The sequence below is a fragment of the Vibrio sp. QJM3NY_21 genome (genome assembly GCF_057785975.1).
On the sequence record NZ_CM173513.1, the window covers coordinates 95,318 to 108,692 of the forward strand.

Below are 13,375 nucleotides of genomic sequence, written 5' to 3' on the forward strand. Positions count from 1 at the left end.
AAGCTATAGATAGAAGAACTACTCTGCGTCGTTGTGCTCTTCGTCAGCCAGTTCATCAAGAATCTGGTCAGCAAAAGCTGGGGCAAACCACTCATCCATCTTGGCTCGCAGTTGATCAACGCCGATGCCCTTCATTGAAGAGAAGACATCAACCGCTACATCACCACCGAAAGATTTCGCATCATTACGGATTTTCAGTAGTTGCGCTTTACGCGCACCACTTTTCAGTTTGTCTGCTTTTGTTAACAAAACTTGCACTGGGATGCGGCTATCGATAGCCCAGTAGATCATTTGTTGGTCAAGGTCTTTCATTGGGTGACGGATATCCATCAATACCACTAAACCTTTCAAGCTTTCGCGTCGCTGTAGGTATTCACCTAGCGACTTCTGCCATTTTTTCTTCAGCTCAAGAGGGACTTGAGCAAAGCCATATCCAGGTAAATCGACGATATGACAACCGTCCGTTACCTTAAATAGGTTAATTAGCTGAGTTCGACCGGGTGTTTTACTGGTTTTCGCCAAGCCTTTTTGGTTTGTAACGCGATTTAGCGCGCTAGATTTACCAGCATTGGAGCGTCCTGCAAACGCAATTTCGATCCCTTCGTCTTCTGGTAAATGACGAATATCAGGTGCACTGGTAATGAAATGCGTGTTTTGATAATGAATTTTTACGCTCACTGTTAACTCCATCTCGACTTTGTGTAGTCGATTGATTACTTTTTTGTGAATTTGTGTAAAATAACCGTGCTCGGCATAAGGTCGCCTATTGTACCATGAGTGGCAACATAGAGTGGTACTGGAAGCTTGATAATTATAATGGAATGTCATGAAGAAATTAGCGCTAATTTTGAGTCTTTTAGCCAGCTGCTCAGTATGGGCTCAAGGTAGTATTGAAGCTGGTAAAGCCAAATCACAAACATGTGTTGCCTGCCACGGTGCTGACGGCAACAGTCTGATCACGCAGTACCCTAAACTGGCTGGTCAACATGAGAAGTACCTAGAGAAGCAGTTAAAAGAGCTTAAGCTCGGTATGACCAGTGGTGGTAAGCAAGGTCGTAATGAACCTGTAATGGGTGCAATGGCGATGTCTTTATCTGAAGAAGATATGGCTGACCTAGCGGCGTACTACGCATCGCTACCTATCTCTAGTAACTCTACTCCTGAGAATGTAGTAGATGAAGGTAAGGTTCTTTACACCGCGGGTAACGCAGAACGCGGCGTAACGGCGTGTATTGCTTGTCACGGTCCACGTGGTAACGGTACCGAACTTTCTGGTTTCCCTAAGATTTCAGGCCAGCACGCAGATTACATCAAGGCTCAACTTGAGAAATTCCGCGATGGTAGCCGTAATAACGACATGAATGCGATGATGCGTGATGTAGCTAAAAAGTTAACAGACGCAGATATTGATACCTTATCGAAGTACGTTGGTGGTTTACACTAATATGTCGGTTTCTTGCTCTTAGCCAGAGTAAAGAAATGTACGCTCGAGCGAGATTGAAGAGACGCCCCGATCAGTAATGGTCGGGGCGTTTTCTTTTGTATTGGTTTTATTAATATGTTTTGCGCTGATGTCTGATTTATCAATGTGTGATCGATTTGTGTACAAAAGTGTGAACTTGAACTCTTGTAGTCTTTTTGTAACACGGTAAAGTAACGGCCATCAGCTAGGAGCTGACTTAGATACGGATGGTCATCTAGTCTAACGGTATAGACAGAAACGGATCAGGCTAGGACAGCCCAGCAACAAGGTGTTAGAAAAGGATAGCCAAAACTCATCAGGACGATGAACAACAAACAAATTTGGCATGGAAAGCACCAATAACAAATGGAGATTTGTGTACCAAGTTGAGTATGCAAATTTTGGCCGATATAGGCAGATTTAGAGAGCGATAGGTTTTCCTATCGCTTTTTTTATTGATTTGATGAAAAAACACCCAATACCTCTCCACTATAAACTCAGTTTCTGGTATGTTTCGCATCCCTGTTTAAGGATGTGCTATGTATACTTGTCCCTTATGCCATCACCAAGGCGTGAATCACTATTTTGAAGACAAACGCAGAGCCTATCTGCAATGTCAGCAATGTGAACTGGTATTTGTTAAACCTGAACAAAGGTTAGAAGCAAAAGAAGAGAAAGCACACTATGATCTCCATGAGAACGATCCTAGTGATGCAGGCTATCGCCGTTTTCTATCTCGCATCGCGGATCCATTAACAGACAAAATTTCATCTAACTCACACGGGTTGGATTTTGGTTGTGGCCCAGGCCCTACGCTATCTATTATGTTAGAAGAAGCCGGACACACCATGGAGTTGTACGATATCTATTACCACCCAGAAGCTTCTGTGTTGGAAAAAACGTATGACTTTATGACTGCCACGGAGGTGATAGAGCATCTTTATCACCCAGACAAAGTGTGGCAGCAATGGTTGAATTTAGTTAAACCCAAGGGCTGGATTGGTCTTATGACTAAACTAGTAATAGACGTAGACGCGTTTGCTGGTTGGCACTACAAGAATGACCCGACACATGTCGTCTTCTTTAGTCGTCAAACATTCCAGTTTTTGGCAGAGCGGGATAAGCTCGAACTAGAATTTTTTGGAAATGATGTAATTTTACTGAGGAAAGTGCAGTAATGGGTCGTAGTAAGAAATCAAGAAAACCGGGAGCACTTGGCGCTCCGGAACCTATGGTTACTCGTAACCGTAGTGAATCTGATGTTGAAGGTCGTGAACGTAAGCGTGTTAAAAAGCGTAAAGGCCTTAAGTCTGGCAGCCGTCACTCAGATGGTAGCGAAGCAAAACAGCGTAAAGCTGCACTAGCTCGCGACCCTCGTTTAGGCAGCAAGAAAAAAATCCCGCTGATTGTTGAACCAGCGAAGAAGTCGACCAAACAAGAGCGCAAGCTATCTAACGAACAAGAGTTAGAGATGCTTGAGAATGATGCTCAACTGAACACATTGCTAGATCGTATCGAAAATGGTGAAAACCTAGGTGCAGGCCTGCAGAAGTTTGTTGATGAGAAACTTGATCGTATCGAACACCTAATGGGCCGCTTAGGTCTGCTAGAGCCAGAAGACGATGAAGAAGAGATCTTCGAAGAAGCACCAGTTGCATCTAAGAAGAAAGCAAGCTCTGACGAAGACTTGCTATCTCAATTCGAAGATTTCGACTTAGACAGCTTTAAAGGTTAATAGCCAATGAACGTAACCTTATTAGCAATTGCTGGTGGAATTATCATTCTCGGCTTGGGCTCTTACGCAGGTTACCTTCTACTTCAAGTGAAGAAGCAGACGGAGTTGCAAAAGCAGCATCAAGCACTTGCCATTGAAAAACGTAACGCGACGATTTACGAAAACGTAAATACTCTGTGCTTAGCGGGTATTCAAGGCCAGTGTGACTTACCTGAGATCAGTATCCGAGTGTGTATCATTATGGATAACGTTCAGGGTGATGAGCGTGTCGATTTTGATTCTGAGTATCCTGCTCTTTCTGAGCTGTACCATATCGTAAAAGATATGGCTCGCGGAGACGGAAGGCAGGAACTGACGAAGAAAGAGCGCATGCAGCAGAATCTCACACGCCATAAGGCGGAGACTCGCTTGAATGATTCGGTCATTGAAGATTTGAAAAGGTTGCAGGAGAAGGTTAAGCCTCTCAACAACCAAATCAACATTCAGATGATCTAGTCGCTAAGACTTTTAAATATAGAGGCTTGTTTAACATTTAGTTTTTAGACGCGCTGCTTTTAATACCTATGCATTTAAGAATTTTTGTCCTAAATGCATCTTGTTTTTAAGTCGCCTTGTCTTTAATAGACGATGTTAAATGAGCCTTCTTACCTTTTGCGTCTCGTTAATCCCGACGCTTTGTTAGTGATCAAGCTAGCAGTTCTGAGTTTTTGTCTGAAAAATTGATTTTGTCTTGGAACGACCTTACTGGTCGTGTGGCAAAATAACCCGTCTATATTTTAATGTATGTAAAATGATTTGAGAGACCTTAGGTTCTCGCGGATCTAAATTGGAATTACCGCTATGTCGAGCAAGCCAGTAACAACGAATCAGCAAATCGTTTGGGATCAAGAGATCTTAAACAAGTACAACTATTCGGGACCTCGTTACACTTCATATCCAACAGCGTTGGAGTTTCATGAAGCGTTTACCGTCGCTGATTACGACATGGCGTGTACTCAGTACCCTGAGCGTCCACTCTCTCTTTACGTGCATATCCCGTTCTGTCATAAGCTTTGTTACTACTGTGGTTGTAATAAAGTCATTACTCGTCACTCGCACAAAGCGGATGAGTACTTAGATGTGATTGAACATGAAATCCGCCAGCGCGCCTCTTTGTTGAATGGCCGTCAAGTGACGCAATTGCACTTCGGTGGTGGTACGCCAACGTTCTTGACCAAAACACAAATTACTCGCTTGATGATGATTCTGCGTGAGGAATTTAATTTCACTGCTGACGCTGAAATCAGTATTGAAGTTGACCCGCGTGAGATTGAGCTAGACGTACTTGACCACCTGCGTAACGAAGGCTTCAACCGCCTGAGCATTGGTGTGCAAGACTTCAATAAAGAAGTGCAGAAACTGGTTAACCGTGAGCAAGATGAAGAGTTCATCATTGCGATGGTTAAACGAGCGAAAGAGCTAGGCTTCCGTTCAACCAACCTTGATTTGATCTACGGCCTACCAAAGCAGACTCAAGCTTTGTTCGCGGAAACATTGAAGCAAGTGTTAGAAATGAAACCGGGTCGTTTATCGGTATTTAACTACGCACACATGCCGCAACTGTTTGCTGCGCAGCGTAAGATTAAAGATGAAGACTTACCTGAACCAAAAGAGAAAATGGCAATCCTCCAAGATACCATTGAGACTTTAACGGGCGCGGGCTACCAGTTCATTGGTATGGATCACTTTGCTCTGCCTGAAGACGAGCTAGCAGTAGCACAGCGTGAAGGTATTCTGCATCGTAACTTCCAAGGCTACACGACCCAAGGTGAAGCTGACCTAATTGGCTTCGGTGTTTCTGCAATCTCTATGGTCGGTGATGCTTACGCTCAAAACCAGAAAGAGCTGAAGAAGTATTACGCTCAGGTGAATGACCTTCGCCACGCGCTTTGGAAAGGTGTTGCTCTAGACAGTGACGACCTTCTACGTCGTGAAGTGATCAAACAGCTTATCTGTAACTTTAAGCTTGATAAAACCATGATCGAATCTGAGTTCTCGGTTAACTTTAATCGTTACTTCAAAGAAGATTTAGGGCTACTGCAAACCTTTATCAACGATGAGTTGGTAGAAGTTGACGATAAAGAAATCCGCGTGACTTTACGTGGCCGTTTGTTGATTCGTAATATCTGTATGTGTTTCGATAAATACCTACGTGCTAAGGCTCGCCAACAGCAGTTCTCTCGTGTGATTTAATCGCTCGATTGAGAACAGAAATATAAAAAATGCCAGCATTATGCTGGCATTTTTGTGTCTATCTGTAAGTCAATTCTCTATCTACTTTACATCATGCTTTCTTTTCTGCTTTGTTTTACGTTGCAGAGGTCGGTTGGCCATTGCTCAAAAGGAACCGGGCGACTGTATAAGAACCCCTGTGCCTGCGGGCATTTCAGCTGTTTGAGTAGATCCGCTTGTTGCTGAGTTTCTACACCTTCTGCGACTATGCTTACCTTGAAGCCCTTGGTGATATTGACGATGGCTGCAACGATAGAGCTATCTAGGTTCTCTTTTTCGAGCTTGCTGACGAAGCTGCGATCGATCTTTAAGCAATCAAATGGCAGTTTGTGTAAATAAGCCAGTGACGAATAGCCGGTACCAAAGTCATCAATTGCAATCGAGATGCCTAATGCTTTTAGCGTCAGCATGTTATCGATGATGGCAGGGTCATTGTCGACGATGCGTGACTCAGTGATCTCTAGTGTCAGGTTGCTTGCTGGTAGCTTGGTGTCACGTAGCGTTCCTTTAACTTGTTCAACAAAGCCACTTTCACTCAGTTGATCGACCGACAGGTTAACGTGAATAGAGAAGTCCTTGCTCCACTTTCCTGATTCAATCGCGATGGCAGTATCTCGACACGACTTATGTAGAATTTGCTTGCCGATATCGTAAATAAGCCCGCTCTCTTCAGCGAGAGGAATGAATTCAAGTGGTGAGACTATTCCTTCGTCGGCTATCCAGCGTGCTAAAGCTTCAGCCCCAATGGTCGATCCGGATTCTAGATCAATAATAGGTTGATAGAAGGGTTCGAACTGTTGAAGTTCAATCGCTCGGTTCATCCGCGCTAGCATCTTAGTACGATGTCTTGATGCTTTACCCATCTCAGGGCTGTAAATGCTGACACTGGCTTTGTCTTGTTTTGCGTTGCTCAAAGCAATGCTACTACTACGCAGCAATAGCGCAATGTCGTGGACGTTAGATACACCGACGACGCCCATCGATACCTTAATGACGACACTTTCTGATTCCATTGAAAATGGGGAAGCAAAGGTTTGAAGCAAGCGATTAGTCAGTAGTTGAGCTTCCTTGCTTTGGATGACGTTCGGGGCGTAAATGGCGAATTCATCACCGCCAGTGCGAGCTAATAGGTAATCGGATGGCAATGTGCCTCTTAAACGAGCGGCCGCAATGATAAGCAATTGGTCACCATTGTAATGACCAAGGCTGTCATTGATGTCTCGAAAGCGATCAATACCCACTAAATAAAGTGTGCCTTTTTCGTTTGCAGGGTTTTTCTTGGCAGCGTCGATAAAGCCTTCTCGACTATATAATTTGGTTAGTGAGTCATAGGTAAGCTGAGACTGTAATGCTTGAAAGGAAGCCTTTAAGTTGTTGGCCATTTCATTGAATGACTCCACCAACATGCTGGTTTCATAGATATGCCCTGTCTTTGGCATGCTCGTGCCCCAATCACCTTTAGCAAGACGCTTTGCCGCATCCGCTGTTGAGGTGATGGGTTGGGTAACGCGATTAAACGCAATTAACCCAGCAATGACACCAATGCAACTCAGCGCTAGCCCGAGCAACCAACTGTTTCTTTGGTTTTCAGGTAATTCACCGAGTAGGTTGCTTTCAGGGATCGACATACCAATAAACCAAGTGATGCCGTGCTCATCTTCATAAGGGGTGATCTGGTTGAAGTATCGTTCGTTGTCTAGGCGAAAGCTAAAGCGCTGCACGCCCAAATTATCGATTAGGTGAAATTGGTCTACGTAGCTAGCACTTTCACGTATTACCGGGTTAGCACTCTCTGATGCCAGTAAGCGTTGGCCCTTATTGGTTTTCCCTGTTCCCCAAGAGACCACACTGCCTCCGCCCGAGTGAGCGACCAAGCGTTGCTGCTTATCAATGATATAAACAGAGGCATCCGTTTTATCTTTGAGTTCTTTGAGAAACGCATTAAAGGTATTGATCTTAATGTCGCTAACGACGACGGCTTTGAATTCGTTGTCATCATAGATAGGGGCGAGGGCAGATAAGGTGATCTCTTGTCGTTCATCTGCATTGGCATAAATTGGCGACCATACAGCCTTTTTTTGCGTAGCAACGGGTGTGTACCAAGGGCGGACTCTCGGGTCGTAACCTGAAATCACCGATCGAATGTCTTCGCTGATCTTGCTGCCACGGTAAATGACCAGCTGATCGTTAGTACGGTCGTCTTGTACCATCAAGGTATAGCCGTTGTTAGCTTCTTTACGAAAACCGACATAGTTACCATCTTCAGAACCAAAGCCGATCACATCGAGTTGAGGTATAGCTGTGAAATGGTCTGAAAACGTATAAAGAATGTAGTCTTGGACCTTGCTAAGGTTGCCCGCTTGATAAAGATGGTGGTAGCCAATGTTATGGCTGAGCGAGAGGTTCGCGTGAAATGGTTTTTCTAAAAAATTGGACAGGCTTTGATGAACATGGTCAGTAAGTGATGTTAGTTGGCGTGCACTAACATCACTCACCATCTCTTTGTAGCTTTGCTTTTGAGTGAAAACCATTACGCTCATAGTGAACAGAAAAATCATCACGAATGGCAGAACCACCGCGGTTCTCAATGTAATTTGTGTTTTCAAAGACATCTTTAGCTACAACTTTAGTGAATGGCATACCTTAATTGTACCGACACTATTCAAACCAAGCGACCCTTTTTTGGTTAAAAAGTCGCTGTATCGAAAGTCATATCTGGTCAGTACAGTTCTTTGAGTTTACGGGTTAGGGTGTTTCTTCCCCAACCTAAAACCTTGGCTGCATCCTGTTTATGACCATTGGTATGGTTGAGTGCAGCCTCTAGCAGTATACGTTCAAACTCTGGCAGAGCATAAGTTAGTAGCTCTTTTTCTCCGGAATCAAGCGCACACTTTGCCCAATTAGCGAGCAGTTGTTGCCAGTTATCTCCAGTCCCTGAGGTCGTCACCACTTTTTCTTCCAACAGTTCTGGAGGCAAGTCTGAAGGGAGTATTTCACTGCCGCTTGCCATGACTGTGAGCCAACGACAGATGTTCTCAAGCTGACGTACGTTACCCGGCCAATTTAGCTGATTGAGCTTCATGATGGTCTCTGAGTGCAGTGTCTTCACTTCGACACCAAGCTCTTCAGCGGCTGATGCTAGGAAGTGGTGAGTCAGCTTTTCAATGTCCTGTTTACGTTCGCGCAGTGCCGGAATATGGATTCGGATAACGTTCAGTCGATGGAAAAGGTCTTCACGGAAACCACCGTCATGCACCAAGCGCTCAAGATCTTGGTGGGTTGCTGCAACGATACGAACATCAACCTTAACCGCAGAATGCCCACCGACACGATAAAATTGACCATCAGAAAGCACGCGCAGTAGCCGAGTCTGAATATCGAGTGGCATATCGCCTATTTCATCAAGAAACAGAGTGCCGCCGTTGGCTTGTTCGAATCGTCCTTGGCGAACACTGTTAGCGCCAGTAAAGGCGCCTTTCTCGTGGCCAAACAGCTCTGATTCGATCAAGTCTTTAGGGATTGCCGCCATGTTTAATGCAATGAATGGCTTTTTAGCTCTTGGGCTGTGACGATGCAGAGCGTGCGCGACTAATTCTTTACCAGTACCAGATTCACCATTAATAAGAACCGAAATGGATGAACGAGACAAACGGCCAATAGCTCGGAAAACTTCCTGCATTGCCGGTGCTTCACCGATGATTTCTGGTGCGTTGGTCTCTTCGGCTACTTCGCTGGCTTGTTCTCGCTTTTGCTCTTGGCTGTGTGCGATGGCTCGCTCTACTAGAGTCAGTGTCTCATCAATATCAAACGGCTTAGGTAGATACTCAAAAGCCCCTTTTTGATAAGCATTCACCGCTGCATCGAGGTCTGAGTGCGCGGTCATAATGATCACTGGCAGGTCGGGAGAGCGCTGGTGAACTTGGTGTAACAGCTCAATCCCGTCAATGCCAGGCATGCGAATGTCGGACACCAAAACGTCTGGTGTTTCGCGCTCAAGAGCAAGCAATACGCTCTCAGCATCAGCAAATGTTTCACACTTTATATCCGCAGATGAAAGTGTTTTCTCTACGACCCAGCGTATAGAACTGTCGTCATCGACGACCCAAACGTATCCCTTACTCATAATTCAATTCCTTTGCAGCCAAATCTATTGTGATAATCATTGTTGTTTTTATGATGTCTTTAATCTTTGTGTTACCGAGTTAAGCCTTTCATCTAGCTGTCCAATCGCGAGGTTCTGTTGACCTAAATGGGTAGGTAAATCGTGAATGTGGTGTTACCCGGCCAGCTCTCAACATCAATTTTTCCATTGTGCTGATCGATCAGGTTTTGAGAAATCGACAGTCCTAGCCCTGTGCCACCCTCTCGTCCGCTGACCATTGGGTAAAACAGCGTATCTTTTAAATCATCGGGGATGCCGGGGCCGTTATCGCTGATCTCAATGCGCGCTGCGAGTTTGTGTCTCTGCCCATGAATATTGGCTTGATGCACCGTTCTGGTGCGAATGGTGATTTTCCCTGATTCTTGCGCCTTTAAAATCTGTGCCGCGTTACTCACGATATTGAGCATCGCTTGTTCAACTTGTGCTGAATCCATCAGAATGTCCGGTAAACTCGGGTCGTAATCTCGTTCGATGGCGAGTGTTGAACCCGACTCGAGTTCCACGAGCTGCCTGACTTTCTCAAGTATCTGGTGTAGGTTCTCTTCTGACTTCGTCCCCGGCTTCTGAGGGCCAAGCAGGCGATCAACTAACGCTCTTAGGCGGTCGGCTTGCTCAATAATGATCTGCGTATATTCATTAAGAGACTGATCAGGAAGCATTTTCCCAAGTAACTGCGCCGCACCTCTTAAGCCACCGAGTGGGTTCTTAATCTCATGTGCTAACCCGCGCACCAACAGCTTAGCTGCTTGTTGTTGTGCGTGTTGGTTGAGTTCTTGGCTGAGGCGTCTTTGCTGGTCTATCTTGCGCATCTCAACCAATAACAGCGTCTCTCGTTGCCAAGAGATTGGGCTAACCGTGACTTCAAGCATCAGTGGGCGGTTATCAACAACGAAGGTAACGTCACTGTCGGTAATGCTCTGGCCACTTTGTAGCGGTTGCGTCAGAAGCGCCAAATCCAGTGAGGCGTGTTGGATGAGTTGGCTCAATGGGTGATCGACGATGCGTCGCGCGCTTTGTGAAAAGAGTTGTTCAGCCGCCGGGTTGGCGTATCGGACATACAGTTGCTCATCGAGCATCAATGTTGAGGTCACCATGTTGTCGAGAATGGCGCTGGAAAGATGATGTGTATCTATGCTGTCGCTTTTGGCTGATCGATTCACTATTTCGTCCTTGAACTGGTGTTTTTCTCACTGCACCAAATTGGTGCGCAGCTAAGTTCAAGTATGGCGCATATCAACCAGAAGCTAAAGATAATTCATTAGAGTCGCTGAAAGCTGCTTCGATTAGGTGAAAAGTAGAGGTAATTCAGTCTCTTTTAACACATTGGCCTACTTGAGCGTCGCTCGATGTAAATACACGGTGACTGGACTAGTAGATGCAATAAGCTTGCCGCTTCTATGTGCTTGAATTGCAATGGTGTGAGTACCTCGATCGATACCTTTCAGTTCCCAATTCGGTTGGGTTTGTGGGGCGCCATAGCGACGACCATCGAGCATCAATTGCAACTGTTCTCCAATACCAAGCTTGCGGCTAAGTTCTATTTGAATAGGGATTAAGCCGCGGTTGCTACGGATGGTTTGGTCATGAACGGGAGTCAGCATGATGAGGGCTAGTTGAGCTGGTGCCTCACGTTTCGTGCTTTCTGTTTTCCCCTGAGCCTGAGCTGGCGTTGCCGTTTTAGTTGTAGATGAAGCTGCAGCATCAACGGGCGTCGAGGCTTCAAATTTAGGAGCCGGCGCTGATGCTTGCACATCCGGTAGGCGAAGAGATTTGGCATCTTGAGCGCTAGGGTTATCACTAAAGTGGAGAACACCATCCTCATCCACCCAGGTATACACCGTTTGAGCAGAGCACGAGATCGCGACTGTTAACCCGATCAGGAACAGTATATTTTTCATATCTTTAGCCTCTTTTCACCGCTAGGTGATTTCACGTTTGGCGTTGGTTTTGTTATTGATTTTATTGTTTTTATAGCAGTAGCCTCTGAGGGCTTTTGTCTAAGGTATGGTACGAGGAAGCAGGGGGAGGGAGTATATAAAAAAGGCCCGCCTGCGAGGCGAGCCTAATATTTAGTCAGCGATTCTTACAAGGTTGCAGTAAGAAATGGCTTATCTCTACAGGAGATTAAACTGAGTAGTACAGTTCAAACTCAAGTGGGTGTGTTGCCATGTTCACGCGTTGTACGTCGTCAGATTTCAGTGTGATGTAAGAATCAATGAAATCGTCAGAGAATACGCCGCCAGCTGTTAGGAACTCACGATCGTCGTCTAGCGCTTTAAGTGCTACTTCTAGAGATTCAGCAACGGTTGGGATTTCAGCCGCTTCTTCTGCTGGAAGGTCGTATAGATCTTTATCCATAGCTTCGCCTGGGTGGATCTTGTTCTTGATACCGTCAAGGCCAGCCATCAGCATTGCTGAGTAACATAGGTATGGGTTCGCTGCTGGGTCACCAAAACGTAGCTCGATACGACGTGCTTTCGGGCTTGGTACTACTGGGATACGGATAGAAGCCGAACGGTTACGTGCTGAGTAAGCAAGCATTACCGGAGCTTCAAAACCAGGTACAAGACGCTTGTACGAGTTCGTTGACGGGTTAGCAAATGCGTTGATTGCACGAGCGTGCTTGATTACACCACCGATGTAGTAAAGCGCCATTTCAGATAGGCCGCCGTACTTATCACCAGCAAACAGGTTAACGCCGTCTTTTGCTAGAGATTGGTGAACGTGCATACCAGAACCGTTGTCACCAACTAGTGGCTTAGGCATGAATGTCGCTGTTTTACCAAATGCGTGAGCAACGTTGTGCACAACGTACTTGTAGATTTGAGTCTCATCCGCTTTTGTTGTTAGCGTGTTGAAGCGAGTTGCGATTTCGTTTTGACCCGCAGTTGCTACTTCGTGGTGGTGAGCTTCAACTACTAGGCCCATCTCTTCCATTACTAGACACATTGCTGAACGGATGTCTTGAGATGAATCTACAGGAGCTACTGGGAAGTAACCGCCTTTAACGCCAGGACGGTGACCTTTGTTACCGCCTTCGATGTCAGAACCTGTGTTCCAAGCTGCTTCTACATCATCAATCTTGAAGAAAGAACCAGACATGTCGTTTGAGAACTTAACGTCATCGAATAGGAAGAATTCTGGCTCTGGACCAACTAGAACTGTGTCTGCGATACCCGTAGAACGTAGGTATTCTTCAGAACGCTTAGCGATAGAGCGTGGGTCACGGTCGTAGCCTTGCATTGTTGCAGGCTCAAGGATGTCACAACGGATGTTTAGCGTTGCATCTTCTGTGAATGGGTCCAGTACAGCTGAAGCTGCGTCTGGCATCATTACCATGTCAGATTCGTTAATGCCTTTCCAACCAGCTACTGAAGAGCCGTCAAACATTTTACCTTCTTCGAAGAAGTCTGCATCAACTTGGTGAGAAGGAATAGAGATGTGCTGCTCTTTACCTTTTGTATCAGTAAAACGTAAGTCGATAAATTTAACTTCGTTCTCTTGGATCAGGGATAGTACATTTTCTACTGACATCTTGGATAACCTCCAGTGTTATTAATTCGGTATTAGCTCGATTCGGTTGAAACTAGCATTGATTAATGTCTATAAGTGCATTAATCGATGCTGATTTATGTATAGCCAAAAACGTGCCAAAAAAATTATTCCATTAATTTCAATGATTTACTTGTTTACTTGTTTCGTTAATTCTGGTTTTTGCACCAAAATGATCTCCTGGCGCACCTTA

The 13,375-nt window shown here is 45.3% G+C and carries 11 protein-coding genes; 5 read left to right on the forward strand and 6 right to left on the reverse strand.

Translation table 11 applies throughout. From position 1 onward, the window contains the following. Positions 1 to 18: 18 nt before the first annotated feature. Entirely contained in the window at positions 19 to 678 is a 660-nt protein-coding gene (gene yihA, locus AC3CID_RS00425; protein WP_054547998.1) for a ribosome biogenesis GTP-binding protein YihA/YsxC, read from the reverse strand. A 148-nt stretch (positions 679 to 826) separates the two neighbouring features. Between yihA and AC3CID_RS00430 the strand changes: the two genes are divergently transcribed. The 5 genes from AC3CID_RS00430 to hemN all read left to right on the forward strand — a co-directional run bounded on the left by AC3CID_RS00430 (position 827) and on the right by hemN (position 5,429). Then, complete coding sequence (locus AC3CID_RS00430) at positions 827 to 1,444, forward strand: c-type cytochrome (protein ID WP_004735574.1); 618 nt, start codon at positions 827 to 829, stop codon at positions 1,442 to 1,444. A 557-nt stretch (positions 1,445 to 2,001) separates the two neighbouring features. Further along, positions 2,002 to 2,640, forward strand: a complete 639-nt coding sequence (locus tag AC3CID_RS00435) for a class I SAM-dependent methyltransferase (protein ID WP_004735576.1) — start codon at positions 2,002 to 2,004, stop codon at positions 2,638 to 2,640. After that, entirely contained in the window at positions 2,640 to 3,197 is a 558-nt protein-coding gene (gene yihI / locus AC3CID_RS00440) for a Der GTPase-activating protein YihI (protein ID WP_004735577.1), read from the forward strand. Before AC3CID_RS00435 ends, yihI begins: the two co-directional genes overlap by 1 nt. Before the next feature lie 6 nt (positions 3,198 to 3,203). Further along, positions 3,204 to 3,692, forward strand: a complete 489-nt coding sequence (locus AC3CID_RS00445) for a DUF2489 domain-containing protein (RefSeq protein WP_171309062.1) — start codon at positions 3,204 to 3,206, stop codon at positions 3,690 to 3,692. 345 nt (positions 3,693 to 4,037) lie between these two features. Beyond that, complete coding sequence (gene hemN / locus AC3CID_RS00450; protein ID WP_017095620.1) at positions 4,038 to 5,429, forward strand: oxygen-independent coproporphyrinogen III oxidase; 1,392 nt, start codon at positions 4,038 to 4,040, stop codon at positions 5,427 to 5,429. An 86-nt stretch (positions 5,430 to 5,515) separates the two neighbouring features. On the opposite strand, the gene gepA is transcribed toward hemN, so the two are convergent. The 5 genes from gepA to glnA form a co-directional block, all read right to left on the reverse strand. Then, positions 5,516 to 8,080 (reverse strand): phosphodiesterase GepA, encoded by a 2,565-nt coding sequence (gepA, locus tag AC3CID_RS00455; protein WP_428783973.1) that lies wholly within the window; start codon positions 8,078 to 8,080, stop codon positions 5,516 to 5,518. 107 nt (positions 8,081 to 8,187) lie between these two features. Next, entirely contained in the window at positions 8,188 to 9,591 is a 1,404-nt protein-coding gene (gene glnG / locus AC3CID_RS00460) for a nitrogen regulation protein NR(I) (RefSeq protein ID WP_017081697.1), read from the reverse strand. 122 nt (positions 9,592 to 9,713) lie between these two features. Continuing rightward, positions 9,714 to 10,790, reverse strand: a complete 1,077-nt coding sequence (glnL, locus tag AC3CID_RS00465; protein WP_017079339.1) for a nitrogen regulation protein NR(II) — start codon at positions 10,788 to 10,790, stop codon at positions 9,714 to 9,716. A 168-nt stretch (positions 10,791 to 10,958) separates the two neighbouring features. Then, positions 10,959 to 11,528 (reverse strand): DUF4124 domain-containing protein, encoded by a 570-nt coding sequence (locus tag AC3CID_RS00470; protein WP_428783974.1) that lies wholly within the window; start codon positions 11,526 to 11,528, stop codon positions 10,959 to 10,961. A 226-nt stretch (positions 11,529 to 11,754) separates the two neighbouring features. Further along, a complete protein-coding gene (gene glnA / locus AC3CID_RS00475) occupies positions 11,755 to 13,164 on the reverse strand; it encodes a glutamate--ammonia ligase (protein ID WP_004735585.1) in 1,410 nt (469 codons plus the stop codon). Positions 13,165 to 13,375 lie beyond the last annotated feature (211 nt).

Coding starts and splice junctions, on each gene's coding strand:
- AC3CID_RS00430 (WP_004735574.1), top strand. CDS start 827: ATGAAGAAATTAGCGCTAATTTTGAGTCTTTTAGCCAGCTGCTCAGTA.
- AC3CID_RS00435 (WP_004735576.1), top strand. CDS start 2,002: ATGTATACTTGTCCCTTATGCCATCACCAAGGCGTGAATCACTATTTT.
- yihI (WP_004735577.1), top strand. CDS start 2,640: ATGGGTCGTAGTAAGAAATCAAGAAAACCGGGAGCACTTGGCGCTCCG.
- AC3CID_RS00445 (WP_171309062.1), top strand. CDS start 3,204: ATGAACGTAACCTTATTAGCAATTGCTGGTGGAATTATCATTCTCGGC.
- hemN (WP_017095620.1), top strand. CDS start 4,038: ATGTCGAGCAAGCCAGTAACAACGAATCAGCAAATCGTTTGGGATCAA.
- gepA (WP_428783973.1), bottom strand. CDS start 8,080: ATGTCTTTGAAAACACAAATTACATTGAGAACCGCGGTGGTTCTGCCA.
- glnG (WP_017081697.1), bottom strand. CDS start 9,591: ATGAGTAAGGGATACGTTTGGGTCGTCGATGACGACAGTTCTATACGC.
- AC3CID_RS00470 (WP_428783974.1), bottom strand. CDS start 11,528: ATGAAAAATATACTGTTCCTGATCGGGTTAACAGTCGCGATCTCGTGC.
- glnA (WP_004735585.1), bottom strand. CDS start 13,164: ATGTCAGTAGAAAATGTACTATCCCTGATCCAAGAGAACGAAGTTAAA.